This is a genomic window from Stenotrophomonas maltophilia (assembly GCF_003970865.1).
Classification (GTDB): domain Bacteria; phylum Pseudomonadota; class Gammaproteobacteria; order Xanthomonadales; family Xanthomonadaceae; genus Stenotrophomonas; species Stenotrophomonas maltophilia_AR.
In genome coordinates this window covers 1-24,089 of the sequence record NZ_RXLZ01000003.1, presented here as the reverse complement: position 1 = coordinate 24,089, position 24,089 = coordinate 1, and the positions used below count along the sequence as shown (strand labels likewise).

General features: G+C 67.6%; 23 protein-coding genes. 12 read left to right on the top strand and 11 right to left on the bottom strand.

Features of this window, described 5'->3' with window-relative positions; translation table 11 throughout:
* Positions 1-34: 34 nt before the first annotated feature.
* From EKL94_RS01430 to EKL94_RS01415, 4 genes are all read right to left on the bottom strand, one after another.
* Positions 35-862, bottom strand: a complete 828-nt coding sequence (locus EKL94_RS01430; protein ID WP_005415318.1) for a class I SAM-dependent methyltransferase — start codon at positions 860-862, stop codon at positions 35-37.
* A gap of 60 nt (positions 863-922) precedes the next feature.
* A complete protein-coding gene (gene dusB / locus EKL94_RS01425) occupies positions 923-1,918 on the bottom strand; it encodes a tRNA dihydrouridine synthase DusB (RefSeq protein WP_126927759.1) in 996 nt (331 codons plus the stop codon).
* Between the two features lie 147 nt (positions 1,919-2,065).
* Positions 2,066-2,497, bottom strand: coding sequence for a hypothetical protein (locus tag EKL94_RS01420; protein ID WP_126927689.1), 432 nt, complete (start codon positions 2,495-2,497; stop codon positions 2,066-2,068).
* Positions 2,498-2,606: 109 nt separating this feature from the next.
* Positions 2,607-3,524 carry a LysR family transcriptional regulator gene (locus EKL94_RS01415; RefSeq protein WP_126927688.1) on the bottom strand — a complete coding sequence of 306 codons (918 nt, stop codon included), beginning with the start codon at positions 3,522-3,524 and terminating at the stop codon, positions 2,607-2,609.
* A 92-nt stretch (positions 3,525-3,616) separates the two neighbouring features.
* On the opposite strand from EKL94_RS01415, the gene EKL94_RS01410 reads away from it, so the two are divergent.
* Positions 3,617-4,837: an MFS transporter gene (locus EKL94_RS01410; protein WP_126927687.1), complete on the top strand. Its 1,221-nt coding sequence runs from the start codon at positions 3,617-3,619 to the stop codon at positions 4,835-4,837.
* Between the two features lie 90 nt (positions 4,838-4,927).
* On the opposite strand, the gene EKL94_RS01405 is transcribed toward EKL94_RS01410, so the two are convergent.
* Together EKL94_RS01405 and EKL94_RS01400 are read right to left on the bottom strand one after the other, a co-directional pair.
* On the bottom strand, positions 4,928-5,893 hold the full coding sequence (locus EKL94_RS01405; RefSeq protein WP_126927686.1) for a ribokinase: 966 nt from the start codon (positions 5,891-5,893) through the stop codon (positions 4,928-4,930).
* Positions 5,894-5,918: 25 nt separating this feature from the next.
* Positions 5,919-7,217 carry a NupC/NupG family nucleoside CNT transporter gene (locus tag EKL94_RS01400; protein ID WP_032129935.1) on the bottom strand — a complete coding sequence of 433 codons (1,299 nt, stop codon included), beginning with the start codon at positions 7,215-7,217 and terminating at the stop codon, positions 5,919-5,921.
* A 193-nt stretch (positions 7,218-7,410) separates the two neighbouring features.
* Here EKL94_RS01400 and EKL94_RS01395 point away from each other — a divergent pair, with 193 nt between their 5' ends.
* The 5 genes from EKL94_RS01395 to EKL94_RS01375 all read left to right on the top strand — a co-directional run bounded on the left by EKL94_RS01395 (position 7,411) and on the right by EKL94_RS01375 (position 12,826).
* Complete coding sequence (locus EKL94_RS01395; RefSeq protein ID WP_126927685.1) at positions 7,411-8,382, top strand: aldo/keto reductase; 972 nt, start codon at positions 7,411-7,413, stop codon at positions 8,380-8,382.
* 245 nt (positions 8,383-8,627) lie between these two features.
* Positions 8,628-8,822, top strand: a complete 195-nt coding sequence (gene hemP / locus EKL94_RS01390; protein WP_005412278.1) for a hemin uptake protein HemP — start codon at positions 8,628-8,630, stop codon at positions 8,820-8,822.
* Between the two features lie 153 nt (positions 8,823-8,975).
* Complete coding sequence (locus EKL94_RS01385) at positions 8,976-11,219, top strand: TonB-dependent hemoglobin/transferrin/lactoferrin family receptor (protein ID WP_369333396.1); 2,244 nt, start codon at positions 8,976-8,978, stop codon at positions 11,217-11,219.
* A gap of 4 nt (positions 11,220-11,223) precedes the next feature.
* Positions 11,224-11,823 (top strand): ChuX/HutX family heme-like substrate-binding protein, encoded by a 600-nt coding sequence (locus EKL94_RS01380; protein WP_099553672.1) that lies wholly within the window; start codon positions 11,224-11,226, stop codon positions 11,821-11,823.
* Between the two features lie 73 nt (positions 11,824-11,896).
* On the top strand, positions 11,897-12,826 hold the full coding sequence (locus tag EKL94_RS01375; protein WP_126927684.1) for a DUF6607 family protein: 930 nt from the start codon (positions 11,897-11,899) through the stop codon (positions 12,824-12,826).
* A 153-nt stretch (positions 12,827-12,979) separates the two neighbouring features.
* Here the strand turns inward: EKL94_RS01375 and EKL94_RS01370 are convergent, their stop codons facing one another.
* The 4 genes from EKL94_RS01370 to EKL94_RS01355 all read right to left on the bottom strand — a co-directional run bounded on the left by EKL94_RS01370 (position 12,980) and on the right by EKL94_RS01355 (position 17,050).
* Positions 12,980-13,447, bottom strand: a complete 468-nt coding sequence (locus EKL94_RS01370) for a hypothetical protein (protein WP_260473350.1) — start codon at positions 13,445-13,447, stop codon at positions 12,980-12,982.
* A 20-nt stretch (positions 13,448-13,467) separates the two neighbouring features.
* A complete protein-coding gene (locus EKL94_RS01365) occupies positions 13,468-13,821 on the bottom strand; it encodes a DMT family protein (RefSeq protein WP_126927757.1) in 354 nt (117 codons plus the stop codon).
* Positions 13,822-13,889: 68 nt separating this feature from the next.
* The gene (locus EKL94_RS01360) at positions 13,890-16,406 is read right to left on the bottom strand and encodes an ABC transporter permease (protein ID WP_126927682.1); all 2,517 of its coding nucleotides are present in this window, start codon (positions 16,404-16,406) and stop codon (positions 13,890-13,892) included.
* Positions 16,403-17,050 carry an ABC transporter ATP-binding protein gene (locus tag EKL94_RS01355; RefSeq protein ID WP_126927681.1) on the bottom strand — a complete coding sequence of 216 codons (648 nt, stop codon included), beginning with the start codon at positions 17,048-17,050 and terminating at the stop codon, positions 16,403-16,405. Before EKL94_RS01355 ends, EKL94_RS01360 begins: the two co-directional genes overlap by 4 nt.
* A 75-nt stretch (positions 17,051-17,125) precedes the next feature.
* On the opposite strand from EKL94_RS01355, the gene EKL94_RS01350 reads away from it, so the two are divergent.
* From EKL94_RS01350 to EKL94_RS01340, 3 genes are all read left to right on the top strand, one after another.
* A complete protein-coding gene (locus EKL94_RS01350) occupies positions 17,126-17,770 on the top strand; it encodes an arylesterase (protein WP_004144386.1) in 645 nt (214 codons plus the stop codon).
* Positions 17,771-17,857: 87 nt separating this feature from the next.
* Complete coding sequence (locus EKL94_RS01345; RefSeq protein WP_002811889.1) at positions 17,858-18,571, top strand: response regulator transcription factor; 714 nt, start codon at positions 17,858-17,860, stop codon at positions 18,569-18,571.
* A gap of 155 nt (positions 18,572-18,726) precedes the next feature.
* Positions 18,727-19,998, top strand: a complete 1,272-nt coding sequence (locus tag EKL94_RS01340) for a sensor histidine kinase (protein ID WP_126927680.1) — start codon at positions 18,727-18,729, stop codon at positions 19,996-19,998.
* A gap of 158 nt (positions 19,999-20,156) precedes the next feature.
* Here EKL94_RS01340 and EKL94_RS01335 read toward each other — a convergent pair whose 3' ends face one another.
* Positions 20,157-20,858 carry an SGNH/GDSL hydrolase family protein gene (locus EKL94_RS01335; RefSeq protein ID WP_126927679.1) on the bottom strand — a complete coding sequence of 234 codons (702 nt, stop codon included), beginning with the start codon at positions 20,856-20,858 and terminating at the stop codon, positions 20,157-20,159.
* Positions 20,859-21,071: 213 nt separating this feature from the next.
* Between EKL94_RS01335 and EKL94_RS01330 the strand changes: the two genes are divergently transcribed.
* The 3 genes from EKL94_RS01330 to EKL94_RS01320 all read left to right on the top strand — a co-directional run bounded on the left by EKL94_RS01330 (position 21,072) and on the right by EKL94_RS01320 (position 23,633).
* Positions 21,072-21,467 (top strand): diacylglycerol kinase, encoded by a 396-nt coding sequence (locus EKL94_RS01330; protein ID WP_099529847.1) that lies wholly within the window; start codon positions 21,072-21,074, stop codon positions 21,465-21,467.
* A gap of 29 nt (positions 21,468-21,496) precedes the next feature.
* Entirely contained in the window at positions 21,497-22,246 is a 750-nt protein-coding gene (locus tag EKL94_RS01325) for a TerC family protein (RefSeq protein ID WP_126927678.1), read from the top strand.
* A gap of 226 nt (positions 22,247-22,472) precedes the next feature.
* Positions 22,473-23,633: an MFS transporter gene (locus EKL94_RS01320; RefSeq protein WP_126927677.1), complete on the top strand. Its 1,161-nt coding sequence runs from the start codon at positions 22,473-22,475 to the stop codon at positions 23,631-23,633.
* The last annotated feature ends 456 nt before the right edge of the window (positions 23,634-24,089 follow it).

The window sequence follows — 24,089 nt, the reverse complement described above, 5'->3', positions numbered from 1 at the left end:
CATGGCGTGGCTCTACGGACAGTGCCGCGTCGGCTCAATACACCGTGGCGCGGCCCTGCACGAACGAATAGAAGAACACCGCGTTCGGGTCGTTCTGCACCAGGCGGAACTCGCGACGCATGCCTTCCACGGTTTCCTCGTCCACCGAGCCGGCCTGCAGCAGCTGGTCAGCGGCCGACAGCAGCAGCTGTTCCCAGAACGCGATCATCGTCTTGCGGCGTGCCGGTTCGCGGTTGTCCAGGTGGATGGTCTTGATCTCGGTGTGCACGTCGCGGAAGCCGCCGGCCAGCAACAGGTTGCCCAGCTTGGCGCCGACGAACGGGTCGCCCCCGTGGTCGTACTGGAAATCGTTGAACGCCATCCAGTAACGCCAGATGTGCGGCGAATACGGGTCGAGCAGGAACGAGGCATTCATCACTTCGGTGATGTACACCGGTGACCCCGGGGCCAGCACGCGGCGCACTTCACTCAACACACGTGCGGGTGACGGAACGTGTTCCAGCACCCAGCACAGGAACGCCGAATCGAAGCTGCGTGCCTCGAACGGCAGTTCACCGGCGTCGGCCTGCTGCAGGGTGTAGCGGTCGCTGCACCACGGCGTGCGCGCCAGGTTCTCGCGCGCGGTGGCCAGCTGCGTTTCGCTCAGATCCACGCCGGTCACGTGCAGCTCGGGGAAGCGGCGCAGCAGGATCTCGGTCTGTGCGCCGACGCCGCTGCCGACTTCCAGCAGGCGCCGCGCGCCGCTGTAGTCGATCTGGCCGAAGATGCTCGATTCCAGCAGCCGGGCCTGGGTCATCAGGCGCTGCTGCTCGGTGCCGGAGAACCCGTGCAGGTAGGTCGGGGAGGAGATCGGCGGGGTCATGACGGCGGGCTCTTGTAGCGTCGAGCTGGCTCGACTGTTCGGAAACGCGGGGCGGGCGGCTCAGGCCGCCGAAGACAGCGCCGGTTCCCCGGCGATCAGGCGGTCGAAGTATTCAGTGGTCAGCGCGATCTGGCTCTGCGGGTCTTCGGCACGATTGACCACCGCGCGGAAGGCGGCATTCTCCGGCTGGTCCTTGGCATACCAGCCCAGGTGCTTGCGCGCGATGCGCACGCCCTGCGGCTCGCCATAGAACGCATGCAACGCGTGCAGGTGGCCGAGCAGGATGTCGCGCACTTCCGCCAGCGAGGGCGGCGGCAGTTCCTCGCCGGTGGCCAGGTAGTGCGCCACTTCGCGGAAAATCCACGGCCGGCCCTGCGCCGAGCGACCGATCATCACCGCGTCCACGCCGGTTTCCTTCAGGACATAGGCCGCCTTCTGCGGCGAATCGATATCGCCGTTGGCGATGACCGGAATGCGCAGCGCGGCCTTGATCTCGCCGATCGTGGCGTACTCTGCCTGGCCGGTGTAGTGCTGGTCGCGGGTACGGCCGTGCACCGCCAGTGCCGCAATACCGCTGTCCTCGGCGATGCGTGCGATCAGCGGGCCATTGCGATGGTCGCAGTCCCAACCGGTGCGGATCTTCAGCGTGACCGGCACGTCCACCGCGTTGACGACGGCCTCGAGGATGCGCGCCACCAGCTGCTCGTCGCGCATCAGTGCCGAACCGGCCCAGGCGTTGCAGACCTTCTTGGCCGGGCAGCCCATGTTGATGTCGATGATCTGCGCGCCGTGGTCGACGTTGTAGCGTGCGGCCTCGGCCAGCTGCTGCGGCTCGGTGCCGGCGATCTGCACGCTGATCGGAGCCGGTTCGCCGTCATGGTCCATGCGGTGGATCGACTTGCGCGTGTTCCAGAAGCGCGGATCACTGATGGTCATTTCCGAGGCGGCCAGACCCGCGCCCAGCCGTTTGCACAGCAGGCGGAAGGGCTTGTCGGTGACGCCGGCCATGGGCGCCAGCACGACGTTGGGGGCAATGGTGTACGGGCCGATCTGCATGCGGCCATTGTAGGGCGCGCGCGGCGATACGGCCGCGTCGGGCGCGGTCCGGTTCAGGCCGATCGGCACCGACCTCATGCCGTACTGGCATCAGCAGATGCTTGACGGTTGCTTCCGCCGCCCCCAAGGGCGGGCGATGGTGGGCGGCTACCCCAGGCTCTGCCAGGCCTGGCGGGTACCCACGGCGAAGGCCAGCCCCAGGCCCAGGCAGACCAGCGAACTGGCCGCCCAGAAGCGTACGCCGTTGTAGCCGGGGCGGAACAGGGCCAGCGCGAAGCCCATCGCCGCGCGCAGCAGCAACAGCAGGGCGATGCCTGACAGGACCAGACGGCTGGCCGGCAGCGGCGAATGCCAGCCCGCGGCGGCCAGTGCGTACAGCGTCCAGGCCACCAGCACGGCAGTAATGCCGGCGGTCATCAGCGGCGGCCACCAATGCCCGGCCTGTGCCAGCCGGACCATGCGCTGGCCAGCACCGAAGTACCTGTACCACGCGGCGCCGAAGGCAATGCAGCCGATATGCAGCAAGGCTGCGATGGCACTACCGGCGGCAGCAACCAGCAACCAGGGGAATCCGTCCATGTCCTGCCCACGCTGAAACGCTGCGCGGATGGTGGGTGAGGGGCCGGATGCGGGCAATGCGACCGGCAGTCGCAGCCGTTCGATGCGACCGCCGCTGATGGCGCTGCGCTCAGCGCGGCGGATCGATCTGCAACCCGGCGCCGAGACGGTCCAGGGCCACGTCCACGCGTGGCAGTCGCTGCCGGCCCTGCGGCCACAGCAGGCGCAGCGGCAGGCCGCGGCAGTCCAGCGACGGCAGGATCGAGACCAGGCTGCCGCGCGCCAGCGCGTCATCGACCAGCCAGGTGGCCAGCTGCGCGATGCCGAAGCCGGCCTCGACCGCCGCCACCTGGGCCTCGGCGCTGCCAACCACCAGGCGCGCGCGGGCCTGCAGCGGTGTAGTGCGCTGCCCGCCATCGGCCACCTGCCACGGCCCGATGCTGCCGTCCGCGCGTCCGAACAGCACACCGTCATGTCCGGCCAGCTCGGCGGCCGAGCGGGGCTGGCCATGGCGAAGCAGGTAGGCCGGGGAGGCGCAGAAGCGCAGGCATTCGTAACCGAGCAGGCGGCTGCCCAGAGGGGCGGGCAGCGGCTCGGGACCGCCGATGCGCACGGCGAGGTCGACGCCGTCCTCGGCGAGGTCGCTGAAGCGGTCGCTGAAGGTCACCTGCGGATGCAACTGTGGAAACTCGGCGGCCAGCTGCAGCAGCAACGGCCAGACTTTGAGGCGCCCGAAGGTGGCCGGCGCATCCACCCGCAGGCGGCCCACGGGCGCGTCTGCGTGCGCGACCAGCACCGACTCGGCATCGGCCAGTTCGCCCAGCACCCGCACGCAGGTGCGGTAGAAGCCCTCACCGGCCTCGGTCAGGCGAAGGCGGCGCGTGCTGCGTTCGAACAACCGCGCGCCCAGGCGTGCCTCCAGCCGTGCGATGGTCTTGCCCACCGCCGAACTGGTCAGGTGCAGGCGTTCGGCGGCGGCAGTGAAGCTGCCGGCATCGGCGGTGGCGACGAAGGCCTCGATGCCGCGCAGGCGCTCGGTGGGAAGCATGGGGAATTTCTGTCCGGAATCGATGGAAAACATAGCAGCAATCGGAATCCAGGGAGGAAATAGGCTGGCGGCCCCTGTTCTGATGCCCGCTCATGTCCTCCCTCGATTCCGCCGTGGCCGCTGTCCACGCAAATGCCCGCGCACGCCTTTCGGTCGTCCTGCTGGCGGTGTCCGCCTTCGTCATCGTCACCACCGAGTTCCTGATCGTCGGCCTGCTGCCCGCGCTGGCGCGCGACCTTGGCCTTGGCATCGCCCGAGCGGGGCAGCTGGTCACCTTGTTCGCGTTCACCGTGATGCTGGCCGGGCCACCATTGACCGCGCTGCTGTCACACGTCGGCCGGCGCCGCCTGTTCGTGGTCATCCTGCTGTTGTTCGCGGGTTCCAACGCGCTGGCCGCGATGGCCACGCAGCCGTGGCTGCTGGCGCTGGCGCGGGTGCTGCCGGCACTGGCCCTGCCGGTGTTCTGGGGCACCGCCAGTGAGACTGCTGCGCAACTGGCCCCTGCAGGGCAGGGAGGTCGTGCGGTCGCGCGGGTCTACCTGGGTATCACCGCCGCAATGCTGTTCGGTATCCCGCTGGGTACGTTGGCCGCCGACGCCCTCGGTTGGCGCGGCAGCTTCTGGCTGTTGGCGGCCCTGTCGCTGTTGATGGCGGGCGCGCTGGCGTTGTGGATGCCGGAGACCGTGGCCGGACCGCGGCGCGCGCTGGGCGAACAGGCACGGTTGCTGCGCCAGCCGCAGTTGCTGGGCCATGTGCTGCTGTCGGTGCTGGTGTTCACCGCGATGTTTGCTGCCTATACCTACCTGGCCGATGTGCTGGAGCGGCTGATGCAGGTACCGGCGGCACAGGTGGGCTGGTGGCTGATGGGCTTCGGAGCTGTCGGGTTGATCGGCAATGCACTGGGTGGGCGCTGGGTCGATCGTGCGCCGCTGGGCGCGACCCTGGTGTTCTGCGCGGTGCTGGCGCTGGGCATGCTGGCCAGTGTCGGGCTGGCCGGCCACGGCACGTTCGTGCTGATCGCACTGGCCCTGTGGGGTGTGGCGCATACCGCATTGTTCCCGCTGTGCCAGGTGCGGGTGATGCGTGCGGCGCCCCAGGCGCAGGCGCTGGCGGGAACCTTGAATGTGTCCGCGGCCAACGCCGGAATCGGCCTGGGCGCGCTGCTGGGAGGTGGAGCCATCGAACGCTTCGGGCTTGCCTCGCTGGGCGTGGTGGCTGCTGCCGTGGCGCTGCTGGCAATCGTCGCGGCCCTGCTGCTGCGGCGGCTTGCCCGGTCTCGCTCATCCACGCATGGCGTGGATCTGCCTCATTGAAAGGCAAACAAAAAAGCCCGGGTGTCTGCACACCCGGGCTTCTTCATCCACGCATGGCGTGGATCTACTTCATCCGCGCGAGGCGTGGAATTACTTTGCTTCGGCGTCGGCCGGGGTGAAGCGCGGCATCGCCGCTGCAGCGCCTTCCTTCTCGGTCGAACGACCGGCGAACTGGTTGGCGAAGCGCACGTGGCGGGCGAACGGGGCGTCGGCCACCTGCGCCAGCGACGCGGCCAGCGCACCGTTGAAGGCGTCACCGGCACCGGTGGTGTCGATCGCCTGCACCTGTTCGGCACCCACGCGGTAGTACGCCTGGGTATCGCCGCGCAGGTTCTCGTCGGCATGCGACACGAACACGCCCACCGAACCCAGCGTGACCACCACCGTGCCGTTGCCGACCAGCTTGCGGCACAGCGCGTGCAGGCTGGCGCCATCCAGCGCAGCGACGTCGTTGGCATCCACGCGCTCACCGACATGGCGGCCGAGCAGGGCGGCGAACTCGGTCTCGTTCGGGGTGATCACATCGGCCAGCTTGAGCAGGCCGATGGTCGAGGGGGCGTCGGCCGGTGCGGTGTTGAGCACGGTGGTGACGCCGGCCTCGCGGGCCGTGGCCAGCGCCGCTTCAATGGTCTGCACCGGCGATTCCAGCTGCACCAGCACCACCTTGGCGCCGGTCAGCAGGGCCTGCTGCTGTTGCAGGAAGTCGGTGCTCAGCGCGGCGTTGGCCCCCGGGCCGATCACGATGGTGTTGCGGCCACGGGCATCGACATAGATGCCGGCGGTTCCGGTCGGCTCGCTGCTGGCCTCGGCGATCAGCGCGAAACCATCCTGCGCGGCCAGCTCACGGGCGGTGGTGCCACCGGCGTCGTCGCCCAGCGCACACACGAAGTGGGTGTCCGCACCGGCGCGGCAGGCCGCCACGGCCTGGTTGAAGCCCTTGCCACCGGGGCCGGTGCTGTAACGGCCGGCAATGGTCGCACCCGGTGCCGGCAGCGACTCGCACCGCCACACGTGATCGACATTGAAGGAACCGACGACAACGACACTGCTGCTCATAGGGAATCTTTTCTCAACCAAGGGTTCAACTGAAGTGCGTCAGCACGCCGGCGATGGTCGCCGTCATGAAGGTGGCAATGGTACCGCCCAGCACGGCGCGCAGGCCGAACTTGGCCAGGTCGTGGCGACGTTCCGGGGCCAGGCCACCGATGCCGCCGATCTGGATCGCGATCGAGCTGAAGTTGGCGAAGCCGCACAGCGCGTAGGTAGCGATCAGGCGACCTTCCTCGGACAGGCTCACGCCGGCGATCTGGCCGTTCACGATCTGCGACAGCTCGGTGTAGGCCACGAACTCGTTGATCACGACCTTCTGGCCGATCAGCGAGCCGACGGTGGTGGCATCGGCCCACGGCGTACCGATCACCCAGGCGATCGGGGCCAGCACGTAGCCGAAGATGGTCGACAGGTTGGTCGGCTTGCCGATGGCAGCGGCCAGGCCGGTCACATCGCCGATCCAGGTCAGCGGTGCGTTCAGCAGCGCGATCAGGGCGATGAAGGCCAGCAGCATCGCGCCGATGTTCAGCGCCAGCTTCAGGCCGTCACCGGCGCCGGCAGCGGCCGCGTCGATGATGTTGCTGGAGGTCTTTTCGACTTCCATCTTCACCGTGCCGCGGGTCAGCGGGGTGCCGGTTTCCGGGATCAGCAGCTTGGCCACGACCAGGGTGGCCGGGGCCGCCATGATGCTGGCTGCCAGCAGGTGCTTGGCGTAGAAGGCCTGCTGCGCCGGATCACCGCCGCCAAGCATGCCCACGTAGGCCGCCAGCACGCCGCCGGCGATGTGCGCCATGCCGCCGATCATCATGGTCAGCAGCTCGGACTGGGTCATCTTGGCGATGTACGGGCGCACGGTCAGCGGCGCCTCGGTCTGGCCGATGAAGACGCTGGCGCAGACGCTGGTGGTTTCCGCACCCGACACGCGCATCACCTTGGTGATGGACCAGGCCATCACGCGCACGATGCCCTGCATGATGTTGAGGTGGTACATCACCCCCATCAGCGCAGAGAAGAAGATGATGGTCGGCAACACCTGGAAGGCGAAGATGAAGCCGTAATTCTTGGTGTCCATCAACGAGCCGAAGATGAAGCCCGAGCCCTCGTTGACGTAGCTGAGGATCTTGACGAAGCCCTTGCCCAGCGCGTCGAACACGTCGCGCCCGCCCGGCACCAGGATCACCAGCGCCGCGAAGGCGATCTGCAGGGTGATACCGGTGGCAACCAGCTTCCAGTCAACCGCGCGCTTGTTATTGGAAAACAACCAGGTGATGCCGATCAGCACCGCCAACCCGAACAGGCCGAAGCCGATCCTGCCCAAACCTTCGACCATGTGAGTGACTCCCCTGGGGCGTCGCGAAAAACGGGAAGCCTAGTGCAGGGCAGGGGCCGGGGCAAGAAAAAGCAGCGTGCGCGCGGGCATCGGTGCCGATCAGGCCAGCAACGGCAAGGGCTTGCGGCTGGCGGCGGCAGGTAGAATGGGGGTCGATCCCGGCCCGGATGCGGGCCCGCAGCAGGAGATTCGCATGCAATACCGTCGCCTGGGCTCCACCGGCCTGCCGATTTCCGCCTTGTCCTTCGGCGCCTGGGTGACCTTCGGCGACCAGGTCCCGCGCGATGAGGCCCGCAACCTGGTGGCCGCCGCCTGGGATCATGGCGTCAACTTCTTCGACAACGCCGAGGGCTATGCCAACGGCCGTGCCGAACAGGTCATGGGTGACGTGATCACCGACCTGCGCCTGCCGCGCGACGGTTTCTGCGTGTCCAGCAAGGTGTTCTTCGGCAGCGCCAAGGACCCGCGGCCGACCCAGCGCGGGCTGTCGCGCAAGCACGTGACCGACGCCTGCCACGCCGCACTCAAGCGCCTGCGGGTGGACTACCTGGACCTTTATTACTGCCACCGCCCGGATCCGGACGCGCCGATCGCCGAGACCGTGCACGCGATGGACACCCTGGTGCGGCAGGGCAAGATCCTCTACTGGGGCACCTCGGAGTGGTCGGCGGCGCAGATCCAGCAGGCGCTGGACATCGCCGAGGCGCACAACCTGCAGGGCCCGTCGATGGAGCAGCCGCAGTACAACCTGCTGCACCGCGAGCGGGTCGAGGTCGAATACGCGCCGCTGTATGCCGGTGCCGGCCTGGGCACCACCATCTTCTCGCCGCTGGCCTCGGGCCTGCTCACCGGCAAGTACGACCAGGGCATCCCGGCCGATGCACGGCTGGGGCGGGAAGGCATGGAGTGGTTGCAGGACCTGGTGCTGGGTGCTGACGCCGGGGCCCGCCTGGGCCAGGTGAGGCGCTTCAGCGAGGTGGCACGCGCGCTGGGCCACGCCCCGGCCACGCTGGCCATCGCCTGGTGCCTGCGCAACCCGAACGTCTCCAGCGTGATCCTCGGCGCCAGCCGGGTCAGCCAGCTGCTGCAGAACCTGCAGGCACTGGACGTACTGGAGCAGGTCGACGCGGCCGGCTGGGCCCAGGTCGAAGCCGTCTTCGCCTGACAGCCCTTTGTAGAGTCGAGCCACGCTCGACTCCGCGCGCAGCGCGGGTTTCACCTGGCTGCGTTCGAAGAGCAGTCGAGCACGGCTCGACTCTACAGAAGCGGGTTTGCCCTTAATTGATTGATGAGATCTATCGAATTTGTGAATTCGATCATTAATCTCATCAATGAAATTGAGAATGGTTGTTGATTGTTAACTGAGAATCATTATCATTTAACTCGTCCCTCGCACGAGTCCAGATGCTCATGAATGCTCAACCTGTACTGCTGCGCCCCGAAACGCTGACCCTCCGCGATCGACCGGTCCGCGTCGTTCCGCCGGAAGAGGTCATCGACAGCGAAGCCCTGCTCAAGGGCCGTCGTGAAATCCTGATCCAGCACGGCGACCGCTTCTATCGCCTGCGGCACACCAGCAACGACAAGCTGATCCTGACCAAGTAATCGCGGTCTGGTCGCCCGCCTCCCTCCCTCCTGCCGGCAGCGCCGACAGGGTGGGCGGCCCGTCCGCTCCCGCTCTCTCCCCCTCGGTCTACCGCGTGCACCTTCCGGGTGTGCCGGTAACCGGGGGTTCCCCTGCCTGACCGAACGAACCCGATGACCCGCCATACCGCCCTTTGCCTTGCTGTCTGGATGGCGCTGCCGCTGTCCGCCCACGCTGCTGCCACTGCTGCCCCCGATGCGCGCGAATTCGATCGGGTGCAGGTCATCGCCACCCGCACCGAGCGGGCCGTGAGCGACGTGGCGGCCACCGTGGATGTCATCGACCGTGAGCAGATGGACCGGCACCTGGTGCAGGACATCAAGGATCTGGTGCGCTACGAGCCGGGCCTGTCGGTCACCCGCAGCGCGACCCGCTTCGGCCTGGATGGTTTCCGCATCCGTGGCCTGGACGGCAACCGCGTGCGCATCCAGACCGACGGCATCGTCATGCCGACCCGGTTCGACATCGGTTCGTTCGCCAGTTCCAACCGCAACTTCACCGATCTCGATACGCTCAAGCGCGTCGAGATCGTGCGTGGCCCGGCCAGCTCGCTGTACGGCTCCGATGCACTCGGTGGCGTGGTCGCGTTCGTGACCAAGGACCCGGCCGACTACCTCAAGGACGGCAAGAACAGCTACTTCGGCCTGAAGTTCGGCTACGACGGTGAGTGGAAGGGCCTGCTCGGCGGTGCCACGGCCGCCTTCGGTGGCGACCACTGGAGCGGCCTGGTCAACGTCAACCACCACCAGGGCCAGGAAACGGACAACAAGGGCACGGTTCGCAGCGACAACGACACCCGCACCGCGTCCAATCCGCAGGATCGCGACGGCCGCAGCCTGCTCAGCAAGCTGGTCTATGCACCCAGCGAGGACCAGCGCTTCCGCTTGACCGTGGAAGGCAACGAAGACACCACCGATACCAATGTGCTGTCGGCGATCGCCAGCGTTGCACCGCGCCCCGGCGCGATGGCAGCGGCCACTGGCATGAAGTCTCACGACACCCAGAAGCGCAACCGCGTGTCCTTCGCCCACGAGATGGATGCGCTGGACCAGCCGTTCGCCGACAGCCTGCATTGGCAGGTGTACGCGCAGAACAGCGAAACCCGGCAGCAGACCGACGAAACCCGCACCGACGGCACCCGCCGCCACCGCGTGTTCTCCTTCGACCAGCATGCCTATGGCCTGCAAGCGCAGTTCAACAAGGCGTTCACCACCGGCAGCGTCGAGCACGCATTGACCTACGGTTTCGAAGGCACCCGTACCGAGATCCGCCAGAAGCGCGACGGCTATCAGGTCAGCAAGGCTGGCGTGGTCAGCAACACGGTGCTGCCGGACACCTTCCCGGTGCGTGACTTCCCGATCAGCAAGACCACCGAGCTGGGCCTGTATGCACAGGATGAGATGCGCTTTGCCGATGGCAGGCTGTCGCTGGTGCCGGGCGTGCGCGTGGACCGCTACGAGCTGAAGCCGGAAGTGGACAGCATCTTCGCCGAAGACAATCCGACCACGGCTGTGGCGCAGCTGAAGAAGACCAGCGTGTCGCCGAAGCTGGGCATGGTCTGGCGCTTCACCGACGAATGGTCGCTGTTCGCCGGTTATGCGCGTGGCTTCCGTTCGCCGCCGTACAACGACGTCAACATCGGCCTGACCAACGTCGCCTTCCGCTATACCGCCATCGCCAATCCGGACCTGAAGCCGGAAACCAGCGACGGCTACGAACTGGGCCTGCGCTTCATCGCCCCGGCGGCGTACGTCAGCGTCAGCGGCTACTACAACGACTACAAGGATTTCATCCAGTCCAACGTCGATACCGGTCGCAACGCACAGGGTTTGACCGTGTTCCAGTCGCAGAACATCGCCGACGCGCGCATCTATGGCGCGGAAATGAAGGCCGGCATCGAGTTCGGCGAACTCAGCCCGGCGCTGAAGGGCTGGGCGCTGCGCAGTGCGTTGGCATGGTCGCGTGGTGACAACCGGACCGATGACGAACCGCTGGCCTCGGTCGATCCGTTGCGTGGCACGCTGGGCCTGATGTACGACACCGATACCTGGGGCGTCGAACTGGCCGGTACCTTCGTGCAGCGCAAGAAGCGCCTGCCGCCGCCTGCTGCGCAGACCAATCCGAACGCACCGGCGCCGTTCGTCTACCAGCCGGCCGGCTACGGCGTGCTGGACCTGATGGCGCACTGGAACTTCGCGCCGGGTGCCACCTTCAATGTCGGCGTGTTCAACCTGGCCGACAAGCGCTACATCGAATGGTCGTCGATCACCCCGAGCCTGATCACCAATCGCGCACTGAGCGATCGTTTCAGCAGCCCGGGCCGCACCTTCTCCGCCAGCCTTGCCGTTTCCTGGTGACCTCATGAGCCGAGCACTGTCCGCACGCAGGAATGACTCCATCGCCGCGCCGCACAGCGCGGCCTGGCCGACCCCGGCACAGCTGGCCACGCTCGGCACCGTGTTGTGCCTGTACCACGCCGACGGCAACGAGCTGGGCGGCTGGCGCCAGGCCGTACGCGTACACGCCTGCCAGGGCGTGGACAGCGAGGGCCTGCGCGAAAGCCTGTGCTTCCTCGATGGCCGCGGCCGCTGTGTGTGGCGTCTGTACCTGCTGCCCGACAGCGATTTCCTGGCCTGGGACCGTCTGGTCGCGGCGCTGCCGCCAGGACCGGAACATGACAGCGAAGCGAGCGTTGGCGAACGCCTGTGGCGGCGCCTGGCCGGCCATCTCGGCGGCCAGCGCTGGCGCCTGTGCGCGCTGCGCCTGCACGCCGCCGACGACGGCCGCACCCTGGCTGCCAGCCTGTCGACCCTGTCCTCGCTGGGCGCGGCCACCGCGCGCCGCATCGCACGCCTGGAAGGTGCCGAAGGCGAGCTGGCGATCGACGACTGCTGCTGTGCCGACGCCGCCCGGCGCCCGGCGCCGCGGATCCCCGGCGACCTGCCGCTGATCCGCCTGTGACCCTCTCCTGATGGAACGCCCGTTGGCCACGGATGGCCCCTCAATGAATCTGCAACCCCGAAGGAAGACCCCGATGAAGCTCCAGACAGCCAGCGCCATGCTGCTGCTCGCCGCCAGCGGCGTGGCCAGCGCGCAGCCCTCCGATATCGCCCGCGACCACGACAGCATCCTCGCCATGCAGGGTGAGTACACCGTGGACTTCGCCTTCGACGAGACCGTGCTGCTGAAGCCGGGCTACGAGCGTGCATCGGCGATGCGCAGCGGCGGCAGCGAAGTGGTCATCGTGGTCGAGGACACCCCGAAGCGCATCGTGCTGCAGCACCTGCTGCTGGATGAAAAGAGCGGCCACATCACCAAGCACTGGCGGCAGGACTGGGTGTACGAAGCACCCAACCGTTTCGAGTTCAGTGCCGACCAGACCTGGAACGTACGCAGCATTCCGGCGACGGTGAACCAGGGCGCCTGGACCCAGTGCGTGTACGAAGTGAGCGACGCACCGCGCTACTGCGGCACCGGCACCTGGACCTACACCAACAACGTGCCGAGCTGGACCAGCGATCTGAGCTGGCGCCCGCTGCCGCGCCGTGAGTACACCAAGCGCAGCGACTACAACGCGCTGGCTGTGATCAACCGCCATACGCTGACCCCGAACGGTTGGACCCACGAACAGTTCAACACCAAGGTGCAGCGCAATGCCGATGGCAGCCAGGTGGAGATCGCACGCGAGTTCGGCTTCAACGACTACGTGAAGACCACCGAGGTCGACTTCACCCCGGCGCGCAATTACTGGAAGGCTACTGCCGGTTACTGGGCCAAGGTGCGCCAGCGCTGGGACGGTTTCCTCGGCCAGGCCCCGGGCGTGCACCTGAAGACCAAGATCGACGGCATGGCGATGATCATTCCGCTGTTCACCCAGGCCGAAGAGATCCAGTCCGGCAAGAAAGTGAAGGACAAGCAGATCGACGAAGTGTTCGCCAAGTACGTGGAAAAGGCGCCGAACTGAGGCCGCGTGTGGAGTCGAGCTGTGCTCGACTCCACAACCGCATCCACTCATGGCGTGGCTCTGCCGGGCCGTCCATGTGCTCTTGGTAGGTGCCGAGCTTGCTCGGCACGCTCTCTGCGTTGATCGCGCACGCCATGCGTGGGTGCACTGCACTCAGGACGCTGGCCCACCCAGGGTGGTCAGGTCCAGACCCGCATCCTGGAAGGTACGGAGGGTGGCCTGCAGGCTCGCCTCGTCATCGCGGGTGCGGACGCCCATGACAGCTTCGTGGCAACGCACTCGATCCGTACTGCAGGCGCTCCGGTCCGGCAGCAGCAGCGCAGTCTGCGAGACCAGGATCGCCATGTGCGCCACTTCCTTTCTTGGCTTCGGTTGACCCTGGTAGAACCGGTTGAACTCCGCGCGCAGGTCGGCCATCACCTCGGCATCGGTGCGCGTGCGTGACACGCTGGCCGGAACCAGATAGGTCGGGTGGCCCTCGTGGAAGGCTTGCGCCTCGTCGGCCAGCACCGTTTCCAGTATGAAGGCCTGCACCGGATCCGGGACGTGGCCAGCCGCGGTGCGGGCGCCTGCGGGTGGCAACGCGGCGAGCAGCAGGACGCCGACGAGAAGGATGCGCAAACAGAATCCATGTTTCATTTCTACTCCTTGAACATCAGAAATTCTGCCACCACGATCAACCCGAACGCGGCGTAGTGGTTCCACTTCAGCGGCTGGCCCAGGTAGAACGCGGAAAACACCGCAAATACCAACAGCGTGATCACTTCCTGCATGCCCTTCAGCTGCGGCGCCGAATACACCGCGCTGCCCAGCCGGTTGCCCGGCACCTGCAGGCAGTATTCGAAGAAGGCGATGCCCCAGCTGACCAGGATCACCATCATCAACGGCGCGCTCTTGTACTTCAGGTGGCCGTACCAGGCGAAGGTCATGAAGATGTTGCTGCCGAGCAGCAACAACACCGGGTACAGGTAAGCAGCGAACGACGTGCCGGGCATCCGGGCGATCTCATCGGGTGGGGCGCGCAGCATACAGCCGGCCCCACCCGCAGCGTGTCACGAGCGCGTCAGGCTTCGCGCAGGGCCAGTGCCGGCGGGGTATGCAGGATCGCCCGCGTACCCCACCAGCCCGCCAGCAGGCTCAACCCGATGCCGACCACGCCGCCGATCAGCAGGCCCGGCCACGGCGGCAGCAACGGCAGCTCGAACACCTTCTGCGAGACCGCCACGCCGATTGCAGCTGCCGCGCCTACCGCCAGCATCGCCGCCAGCGTGCCCAGCGCGCCGAATTCCACCAGCACCGCGCCGCGCAGTTGGCGCCGGGTTGCGCCCAGCGTGCGCAGCACCGCGCTGTCGTAGCGACGCTCACCCGCCGTGGCCTGCAGCGCGGCCAGCAGCACCAGTACGCCAGCCAGCAGGCTGAACACCATCACCAGCTGCACCGCCTGTGCCACCCGTTCCATCACATCGCGCACCTGCGAGATCACCGCGTCCACGTCCAGCAGCGACAGGTTGGGCTGCGCGCGTACCAGCCCGCCCAGCCCGGCCGCCTTGCCGGCCGGCAGATGGAACGCCGACAGCAGGTTGTGCGGGGTGTCGCCCACCGCATTCGGGTTCAGCAGCACGAAGAAGTTCGGCCGGAAGGTGTTCCAGTCGGCCTTGCGCACACTGGTGACGGTGAACTCGCGCTCCTGCTCGCCGACTGCAATGGTGATGCGGTCGCCCGGATACACGCCGTAGCGCTTGGCCCAGCCGATTTCAACCGACGCCTCCGCCGCCGTGCTGTCGGGCGTCCAGAAGGTGCCGTTCATCAGCGTGTTGGCCGGCGGGAAGCTGCTGCGCCAGCTGAAGTTCAACGGCCGGTTCTCGTCGTCGTCATCGCGCTGGGCTTCGCCTGACGCCGGCTGCCCGCTCTGGTCCGGCGAGCGATCCACGCGCAACGGCGGCTTGCCGTTGATCGCGATCAGGCGGCCGGTGGCCATCGGTTCGATGCTGGCGTCGTTGGCGCCCAACCCGCGCAGTGCGGCCAGCACGCTGTCGCGCTGTTCGGGCTGGATGTTGATCAGGAAGTAGTTCGGCGTATCCGCGGGCAGACGCTCGCGCCATTGCTGCAGCAGGCCCGGACCGGTCACCGCCAGCAACAGCAGCGCGCACAGCGACAATGACAGCCCGACCAGCTGCATCACCGCCAGCATCCGGCGCCGGGTCAGCGCCGCCAGGCCCAGCCGCCAGTGGCCGTGCAGACGGTGCTGCAGGCCGCGCAGCAGCTGCAGCAGCACGAAACCGACCACGCCGGCCGCCACCGCCAGCCCGCCCAGGCCGCCCAGCACCCACAACGCGAGCTTGAGGTCGCCGGTGACCTGCACCGCCAGCACCAGGCTGGCGGCCAGCGCCGCCACATAGGCCAGCAGTGAGGCCGGTGGCAGGGTGGCGAAGGAGCGGTTGAGCACGCGCATCGGCGGCACCCCGCGCAGGCGCAGCAGCGGCGGCAGGCCGAAGCCGAACAGCAGCAACAGGCCGATGCCGGCGCCGGTCAGCGCCGGCATTGCCTCGGGCAGCGGCAAGCGCTGCGGCACCAGGCTGCCCAGTACCTGCACCAGGCCTTCCTGCGCAGCCATGCCCAGGCCGATGCCGAGTGCGCAGGCCGGCACTGCCAGCATCAGCAGCTGCAGTGCCAGACCGGACAGGATGTCGCGCTGGCGCGCGCCTAGGCAGCGCAGGATCGCCACCTGGTCGATGCGGCGCAGCGCGAATCGGTTGGCTGCCAGCGCCGTGGCCACACCGGCCAGCAGTACCGCCAGCAGCGCGCTCAGGCCGAGGAAGCGCCCGGCAAGATCAAAGGCCTGGCGCACGCCGCGCTGGGTGTCGTCCACGCTCAGCAGGCGAAGGCCCTTCACCTGCGGCAGCAGCCATTGCCGCAGCGCGGCGATCTGGTCGGCTGCTCCGGCGAACATCAGCCGGTAGTTGATGCGGCTGCCGGGGCCGAGCAGGCCGGTGCCCTCCACATCGGCGCGGTTGACCAGCAGGGTGGGGGAGAGGGTCAGCAGGTCGCCGCCGGCGTCCGGCTCGGCCTCGATGATGCCGGCGATGCGCAGCGTGCCGGCGCCGAATTCGAGGTCATCGCCGGCCTTCAGCCCCAGTCCCTGCAACAGGCGCGGGTCTGCATAGGCCTGGCCCTTGGGCGGCATGCCGGCCTCGGCGATCAGGGCGCCGCCGGGTGTGGCCCGCACCCGCAGCGTGCCACGCAGCGGATAACCCGCTTGCACCGCCTTGATGCTGGCCATCTGGCTGGCATCACCGTTGAACAGCACGCTGCCGAAGCTGGCGATACGGGTGAAGGCCAGTCCACGCCGCTGCGCCTCGTCGGCGAACGCCTGCGGCGGGTCATCGCGCCCGGCGATGCCGAGGTCGCCACCGAGCATTTCCGCCGCGCTGCCGGTCAGTGCCAGGTTGACCCGGTTCACCAGCGTGCCGACCGCGGTCATCACCGCCACGCCCAGCACCAGTGCGGCGAACACGGTCAGCAGGTCGCCGGCCAGCGCCTCGCGGCGCAGCGCGCGCCACGCGTGCCGCAGCAGGTTCATGCCTGCGCCCCGCGCTCGACCGGCAGCAGCTGGCCGTTGTCGATGCGGTGGATGTACTGGCAGCGCTGGGCCAGGCGCAGGTCGTGGGTGACCAGCACCAGGGTTGTGCCGCTGCCGGCGTTGAGTTCGAACAGCAGGTCGCTGATGTGCTGGCCGGTGGCATGGTCCAGCGAGCCGGTCGGTTCATCGGCGAACAGGATGCGCGGGCGGGTGACGAAGGCACGTGCCAGCGCCACGCGCTGCTGCTCGCCGCCGGACAGCTGGCGCGGGTAGTGGCGGGCGCGATGGGCCAGGCCGACCTGGGCCAGCACCTCATCGACGCGCGCGCGGTCCTCGCGGCCGGCCAGCTCCAGTGGCAGTGCGACGTTCTCGGCGGCGGTCAGTGCCGGCAGCAGGTGGAAGCTCTGGAACACGAAGCCGACCTCACGCGCGCGCAGCTGGGCCCGTGCTTCCTCGTCAAGGTTTCCCAGGTCGTGCCCGGCCAGGCTGATGCGGCCGCGGCTGGGCAGGTCCAGCCCGGCCAGCAGGCCGAGCAGGGTGGTCTTGCCGGAACCGGAGGCGCCGACGATGGCCGCGCTGGTGCCTTCATGGACGGTCAGGGTGATGTTGTCCAGTATGTGGACTTCACCCTCCGGGCCCTGCACGGATTTGCCGACCTGGTCGACGGCGATGGCAACGGACGCGCTGCGGGGGGACAGGCTGTCGATGAGGAGACTCCAATGCGCAAGACGGGATGGAGCCGGCGAGCCGGCGTGATGATGGTGCTGCTGCTAGGGTTCCTGCTGCTGCCCGGGCTGGCCTGTGCCAAAGGTCCGGCCGGCACCGTGCTGGTCCTCGGCGACAGCCTCAGTGCAGCCCACAATATCCCCGCCGACGCCGGCTGGGTCAGCCTGCTGCAGCAGCGGGTCAGGCAGCAGTCGAAAACCCCGGCGCGCATCGTCAACGCCAGCATGAGCGGGGAAACCACCGCCGGCGCGCTGACCCGCCTGCCGGGCCTGCTGGCGAAGGAAAACCCGACCGTGGTGGTGATTGCCCTCGGCGGCAATGACGCACTGCGCGGGCTGACCCCGGCGCAGGTGCAGGGCAACCTGGAAAAGATGGTGCAGGCCAGCCAGAAGGCAGGTGCCAAGGTGCTGCTGCTGGGCATCGACGTGCCGCCCAATTACGGGCCAGCCTATCGCCAGCGCCTGGCGGCGGCCTACAAGGCGCTGGCCACGCAGTACAAGGTGCCGCTGCTGCCCTTCCTGCTGGAGGGTGTGGCGCTGCAACCGGGCATGATGCAGGCCGACGGCCTGCACCCGACCGCACAGGCGCAGCCGAAGGTGCTGGACAACGTCTGGCCGCTGCTGCGCCCCCTGCTCTGAACGATTTACATCCCTCTTGACGGAACTTCACATCGCGTCCACCGTCGATCCGGCATGTTTCACAAAGCTGAAGTTAGAGGGAATCACATGCGTCAGACGAAGGAGACCTCCGGCTTGGTGCTGGTGGTCGAAGACAACCGCAACATCTCCGAGATGATCGGGGAGTACCTGGAAGGTCGCGGCTTCGAAGTCGACTATGCACAGGACGGCCTGGATGGCTACCGCCTTGCGGCGGAAAACAGCTATGACGTCGTGGTGCTCGACTTGATGTTGCCGCGCCTGGATGGCATCGAAGTGTGCCGTCGCCTGCGCAACGATGCGCGCAAGTCCACCCCGGTGCTGATGCTCACGGCACGCGACACGCTGGACGACAAGCTCACCGGCCTCGGTTTCGGCGCCGATGACTACCTGACCAAGCCGTTCGCGATCCAGGAGCTGGAAGCCCGCCTGCGCGCGCTGATCCGCCGCGAGCGTCGCCAGGTCGGTTCGGAAGTGCTGAAGGTCGCCGACCTGGTGCTCGATCCGGTCAGCATGCGTGCCACCCGTGCCGGTACCGAGCTGCAGCTGTCGCCGATCGGCCTGCGCCTGCTGACCATCCTGATGCGCGAATCGCCGCGCGTGGTCACCCGCCAGGAGATCGAACGCGAGATCTGGGGCAACGGCCTGCCGGATTCGGACACCCTGCGCAGCCACCTGTACAACCTGCGCAAGATCATCGACAAGCCGTTCGACCGTCCGCTGCTGCATACCGTGCAGAGTGCCGGCTACCGCATTGCCGACATCGCCCAGCCGATGGCCTGAGCAGGCCCGCGCCGGTGCAGCCGCAGGCCGGGCCGGGCTGCGGCCGGGCACAAGGGCAGGGGATGACCGTCCGGCAGTGCCGCCGGTCATCGCCCGTGCATCCCAACGGCGCGGTGCGCTGCCTATAATCGCAGCGCTCTGACCGGGACCCCGCAATGCCGCACGGCCTGCCGCGCAAGATCCGTATCGCTTTCATCCTGCAGGCAGTGCTGGCCAGCCTGGGCATCCTGCTCGGTGCGTGGCTGGTTTCGCTGGTGATCAAGCACAGCCTGGTCGGCGCCGCCCTGCGCGAGGAGGCGGCGTACTTCTGGACGCTGCACGAGGCCTCGCCGGTGCAGCCGCCACCCAACACCCAGAACATCCGTGGCTACCTGCTGGAAAGCGGGCAGTCGGCCCTGTCGTTGCCGGCCAACCTGCGCAACCTGGAGCCGGGCTTCCACGAACTGCGTGGGGACGACCAGCTGGTGCTGGTCGATGTGCGCCCGGCCGGCCGCCTGTATCTGGTATTCCTGCGTTCGCGCGCGGAGATGCTGGCGTTCTGGTTCGGCATCGTGCCGGTGCTGCTGACCCTGCTGGCGGTGTATGGCGCCAGCTGGGTCACCTATCGTGCTTCCAAGCGCCTGGTGTCGCCGGTGAACTGGCTGGCGCGGCGCGTCTCACGCTGGGACCCGGGCCACCCGGAGGCGGCCGACCTGGAGCCGAACAAGCTGCCGGCGGACATGCAGGGCGAGACCCGGCAGCTGGCGGCCGCACTGCATTCGCTGGCCAACCGGGTCAGCGCGCATGTGGCGCGCGAGCGCAATTTCACCCGTGATGCCAGCCATGAGCTGCGCACGCCGCTGACCGTCATCCGCGTCGCCAGCGACATGGCACTGGGCGATGACAGCCTGGAGCCGCGCCTGCGCCGCAGCCTGCAGCGCATCCAGCGTGCCGGCCGTGACATGGAGGCGGTGATCGATGCCTTCCTGATCCTGGCCCGCGAGGCCGACGTCGAGCCCCAGGTCGAGCTGTTCGACGTCAATGACATCGTCCGCTACGAAGTGGACAACGCCAACGAGTTGCTGGGTACGCGCCCGGTGTCGGTGCACCTGCACAGCGATGGCCCGGTGCAGCTGCATGCGCCGCCGCGGGTGCTGCAGGTGGTGGTCAGCAACCTGGTGCGCAACGCGTGCAGCTACACCGATGAGGGGCGCATCGACGTGCATGTGCACAACGACCGGGTGGTGGTGCGCGATACCGGTATCGGCATGTCGGCCGACGCGCTGTCGCGGGCCTTCGAGCCGTTCTACCGCGCCGAGCCGAGCCGCCCGCAGGGCACCGGCCTGGGCCTGTCGATCGTGCGCCGGCTGTGCGATCGCTTCGGCTGGAAGGTCAGCCTGGCCAGCGAGCCGGGTCAGGGCACCGAGGCCACGGTGATCTTCCGCTGACGCGGCACCTGCTGCCTCGGTAGATACCGACCTTGGTCGGCGCTTTCAACAGGATTCACGCCGGTGCCCCATGCCAACCAAGGTTGGCATCTACCGCCCCGTCTTCGACAGTTTCCCGCGATCCGCAGTAGGTCCACGCCATGCGTGGATGGGGTTGCTCAGTTGCAGTTGACCTTCGGCGCCAGCGCCCTGGTCCAGATCGCATACCCGGCCGGGGTCATGTGCAGCATGTCCTCGCGGAACAGCGACGCATCCGGCTGGCCATCGGTGCCGAGCATCGGTGTGTAGACGTCGGTGAAACCGGTGTTGGGCAGCTTGGCCAGCGCCGCCTTGATCAGCGTATTGGCTTCGTTGATCGCCGGCAGCAGATGCGCACGCGACGGGCTCGGCTTGATCGACAGGTACTCGACCCTGGTCTTCGGCAGGTCGCGATGCACGCGCTGCACGAAGGCAACCACATCGTCGCGCACCTGCACGGCACTGCGGCCGCTGTTGAGGTCGTTGTCACCGGCGTAGAAGAACACCTTGCACGGTGCATACGGCACCACGATGCGGTCGGCATACCAGGTGCTGTCGCGCACTTCCGAACCGCCGAAGCCACGGTTGAACACCGGCTGGCCGGGGAAGTCGGCTGCCAGGCCTTCCCACATGCGGATCGAGGAGCTGCCGATGAACTCGATGCCGCCCCGTGGCGGTGGGCTGGCCTGGTCGGCGCTGGCGAAGTGGGCCATGTCGCCGGCCCAGGCCACGTTGGAGACCTGCTCGGGCACGCGCGGCGGCTTGGCCGGGCTCAGCGCCTGGGCAAGCGGTGCGGCGGTCAGCAGGCCCAGCATCAGCAGGCAGGTACGGCGACGGGACATCAGGCGCTCCAGCAGGGAAGGGGGAAGCCATCATAGAAGCTGGGGCGGGCCGGGGCTTGCCCCTGGCAGTCCATTCACCGGGCCGGTGCCGGGATGCGGCTGGCGGCCTTGTGGCAAAATGGCGGCCATCTGCCTATCCCTGTGCACCCATGATTCCCTGCCGTGCGTCTGAGCGGTCGCTGCGCCGCGCCCCTGTTGCTGGATGTTCCACCCGTGGCTGATCAGTTCGGCCATCTGCCCCGCGGCCCGCGCCGCATCTTCCAGGCCGCCCGCTGGTCCTGGCAGGGCCTGCGCGCCGCCTGGCTGCATGAGTCCTCGTTCCGGCTGGAGGTCTACCTGCTGATCCTGCTGGCCCCGGTCGCGATCTGGCTGGGCCAGACCCCGGTCGAGCGCGCGCTGCTGATCGGCTCGATGCTGCTGGTGCTGGCGATGGAACTGGCCAACTCGGCCATCGAAGCGGTGATCGAACGTTACGGCAGCGAGATCCACGAGCTGGCCGGCCGCGCCAAGGACATGGGCTCGGCGGCGGTCTTCGTGCTGATGATGAACGTGCTTCTGTGCTGGGCGCTGGTCGTGGTCCCGCATGCAATGGCCGGCAATTACGGCTGATCCCCATTCCCCCTTGTTGAAGACTTCCCATGTCCCTTGAGTTTCTTGCCGATCCGAATGTCTGGTTGACCCTGTTCACGCTGAGCGCGCTGGAAATCGTGCTCGGCATCGACAACCTGGTGTTCATCTCCATCGCCGTCAGCAAGCTGCCAGAGCACCGCCGCCCGTTCGCGCGCCGGCTCGGCATCGCGGTGGCCTGTATCACCCGTATCGGCCTGCTGGTATCGCTGGCGTACCTGGCGCACATGCAGGCGAACCTGTTCACCGTGGCCGGCATGGGCATTTCCATCCGCGACCTGGTGCTGATCGTTGGTGGCCTGTTCCTGATCATCAAGGGTTGGATGGAGATCAGGGAAATGATCACCGGTGGCGAGGATGAAGATCCGAGCACGACCAAGACCTCGGCCGTGTTCGGCTACGTGATCGCGCAGATCGCGGTCATCGACATTGTGTTCTCGCTGGACTCGGTGATCACCGCGGTCGGCATCGCTGACCACGTGCCGGTGATGGTCGCCGCGATCCTGCTGTCGGTGGCGGTGATGCTGCTGGCCGCCAACCCGCTGGGCCGCTTCATCGACGCCAACCCGACCGTGAAGATGCTGGCCCTGGCCTTCATCCTGCTGATCGGTGCGGTGCTGATCCTGGATGGCCTGGACGTGCACATTCCCAAGCCTTACATCTACGCCGCCATGGGCTTCTCGGTGCTGGTGGAGTGGCTGAACCTGCTGATGCGCCGCCGCGCACGCGAACACCACGTGCCGGGTGCCGGCGACTGGTAAGCGCGCCGCTGGCGTGTGAGTCCCTCAGAACCCCCGGCCTGGCCGGGGGTTCTGCGTTGTGGGGGCCCGGCTCTGCTACGGCGCTGCGGTTTTTGCACCTGTGGCGGGGTTCCGGCCTCCACTTGTGAACCAGGATCAACAGTGTTTTCCCGGGGCGAGGCTTAATCCGCTACAGCAAAGCGCGCAGGCTACGCACTCCCGATTCCCGCCCCCAGGAAACCCTCCCATGAATTCCAGAGCCGCCTTGCTGGCGCTTGCCGTCGGCGCCTTCGCCATCGGAACCACCGAGTTTGCGCCGATGGGCCTGTTGCCGGTCATCGCCGACGGCGTGGGCGTGGGCATTCCCACCGCCGGCATGCTGATCACCGCCTACGCCGTGGGCGTGATGCTGGGTGCCCCGGTGATGACCCTGCTGATGGGACGGTTCGGCAAGCGCACCGCGCTGATGCTGCTGATGTCGATCTTCGTGGTCGGCAACCTGCTCTCGGCACTGGCCCCGAACTACGGCCTGCTGTTGCTGTCGCGCCTGGTCACCAGCCTCAATCACGGTGCCTTCTTCGGCATCGGTGCGGTGGTCGCCGCCAGCCTGGTACCGAAGGAAAAGCAGGCCGCGGCCGTGGCCACCATGTTCATGGGCCTGACCATCGCCAATATCGGTGGCGTGCCGCTGGCCACCTGGGTGGGCCAGCAGCTGGGCTGGCGCCTGTCCTTCGCCGGTACTGCGGTGCTGGGCCTGGTCGCGATCACCGCGCTCGGCTTCGCGCTGCCGGCATCTGCACCGGGGCCGCGCCCGGACGTGCGCCGCGAACTGAAGGCGATCCTGCAGCCGCAGGTGCTGCTGGCGATGGCCACCACCGTGCTTGGCGCCGGCGCGATGTTCACCCTCTACACCTACGTGGCGCCGGTGCTGACCGAGCTGACCGGTGCCTCCAACGCCTTCATCGCGATGTCGCTCGCCCTGATCGGTATCGGCTTCACCTTCGGCAACGGCATCGGCGGGCGCATGGCCGACTGGTCGCTCGATGGTGCCACCCGCATCCTGCTGGCGGTCCTGGCCGTGCTGATGTTCATGCTGCCGCTGGCCTTCATGAGTCACGCCACCGCGGCGCTCGGTGTACTGCTGTTCGGTGCGGCGACCTTCGCCCTCGTGCCGCCGCTGCAGATCCGGGTGATGCAGGTGGCCAGCGAGGCGCCGGGCCTGGCGTCGTCGATCAACGTGGGTGCGTTCAACCTGGGCAATGCGGTGGGTGCGGCGCTGGGTGGTGCGGTGATCAGCTCGGGGTTGGGTTACGCGGCGATTCCGGTGGCCGGTGGCCTGCTGGCGGCATCGGGGTTGCTGCTGGCGTGGCTGGGGCGTCCGCGCGCTGCGGTGGCTGAGGCCTGCTGAGTGATGTGGGGTTCCGGCAGGGCTTGCAGCCCTGCACCCGCTGCAATCAACGTCAACGTCAACGGCAAAAGCCTGCATTCCGTGGGGTGGCGGGGTGGGTCCGGTTGAGGGGGACGCTGCAAGTACGTCCATGTAAGCTCGGTCGCCGCATCCATGCGGCTCACGCCCCCTCAACCGGACCCACCCCGCCTTCGACAGATTCCCGCGGTCTGTCGGAACGGCGTTCTGCTCTGGTAGGTGTCGACCTTGGTCGACACGAATGCCTGAAGAACCGCGTTTTGCTTTTGATTTTTCTTTTGATCTTCCCGCGGTGCGCAGGAAATTGTCTGTGGCCGGGAGGGTGGGTTGGCTGGGGGCTTGAGCCCCCTGGCTGCGGCGGACCAGCGTACATGGCGGGAGTTGCAGCGCCCCCCCGCCACCCCCTGCCGCTGCTAACATCTCACCCTCTCCGCCGCC

What these genes read in the sequence shown, in the direction of transcription:
- EKL94_RS01395 (WP_126927685.1), top strand. Translation starts at nt 7,411, where the DNA reads ATGCAATACCGTCGCCTGGGCTCCACCGGCCTGCCGATTTCCGCCTTG.
- EKL94_RS01350 (WP_004144386.1), top strand. Translation starts at nt 17,126, where the DNA reads ATGCGCAAGACGGGATGGAGCCGGCGAGCCGGCGTGATGATGGTGCTG.
- EKL94_RS01340 (WP_126927680.1), top strand. Translation starts at nt 18,727, where the DNA reads ATGCCGCACGGCCTGCCGCGCAAGATCCGTATCGCTTTCATCCTGCAG.
- EKL94_RS01325 (WP_126927678.1), top strand. Translation starts at nt 21,497, where the DNA reads ATGTCCCTTGAGTTTCTTGCCGATCCGAATGTCTGGTTGACCCTGTTC.
- dusB (WP_126927759.1), bottom strand. Translation starts at nt 1,918, where the DNA reads ATGCAGATCGGCCCGTACACCATTGCCCCCAACGTCGTGCTGGCGCCC.
- EKL94_RS01385 (WP_369333396.1), top strand. Translation starts at nt 8,976, where the DNA reads ATGACCCGCCATACCGCCCTTTGCCTTGCTGTCTGGATGGCGCTGCCG.
- EKL94_RS01420 (WP_126927689.1), bottom strand. Translation starts at nt 2,497, where the DNA reads ATGGACGGATTCCCCTGGTTGCTGGTTGCTGCCGCCGGTAGTGCCATC.
- EKL94_RS01360 (WP_126927682.1), bottom strand. Translation starts at nt 16,406, where the DNA reads ATGAACCTGCTGCGGCACGCGTGGCGCGCGCTGCGCCGCGAGGCGCTG.
- EKL94_RS01380 (WP_099553672.1), top strand. Translation starts at nt 11,224, where the DNA reads ATGAGCCGAGCACTGTCCGCACGCAGGAATGACTCCATCGCCGCGCCG.
- EKL94_RS01430 (WP_005415318.1), bottom strand. Translation starts at nt 862, where the DNA reads ATGACCCCGCCGATCTCCTCCCCGACCTACCTGCACGGGTTCTCCGGC.
- EKL94_RS01320 (WP_126927677.1), top strand. Translation starts at nt 22,473, where the DNA reads ATGAATTCCAGAGCCGCCTTGCTGGCGCTTGCCGTCGGCGCCTTCGCC.
- EKL94_RS01410 (WP_126927687.1), top strand. Translation starts at nt 3,617, where the DNA reads ATGTCCTCCCTCGATTCCGCCGTGGCCGCTGTCCACGCAAATGCCCGC.
- EKL94_RS01335 (WP_126927679.1), bottom strand. Translation starts at nt 20,858, where the DNA reads ATGTCCCGTCGCCGTACCTGCCTGCTGATGCTGGGCCTGCTGACCGCC.
- EKL94_RS01415 (WP_126927688.1), bottom strand. Translation starts at nt 3,524, where the DNA reads ATGCTTCCCACCGAGCGCCTGCGCGGCATCGAGGCCTTCGTCGCCACC.
- EKL94_RS01375 (WP_126927684.1), top strand. Translation starts at nt 11,897, where the DNA reads ATGAAGCTCCAGACAGCCAGCGCCATGCTGCTGCTCGCCGCCAGCGGC.
- EKL94_RS01345 (WP_002811889.1), top strand. Translation starts at nt 17,858, where the DNA reads ATGCGTCAGACGAAGGAGACCTCCGGCTTGGTGCTGGTGGTCGAAGAC.
- EKL94_RS01400 (WP_032129935.1), bottom strand. Translation starts at nt 7,217, where the DNA reads ATGGTCGAAGGTTTGGGCAGGATCGGCTTCGGCCTGTTCGGGTTGGCG.
- hemP (WP_005412278.1), top strand. Translation starts at nt 8,628, where the DNA reads ATGAATGCTCAACCTGTACTGCTGCGCCCCGAAACGCTGACCCTCCGC.
- EKL94_RS01365 (WP_126927757.1), bottom strand. Translation starts at nt 13,821, where the DNA reads ATGCCCGGCACGTCGTTCGCTGCTTACCTGTACCCGGTGTTGTTGCTG.
- EKL94_RS01405 (WP_126927686.1), bottom strand. Translation starts at nt 5,893, where the DNA reads ATGAGCAGCAGTGTCGTTGTCGTCGGTTCCTTCAATGTCGATCACGTG.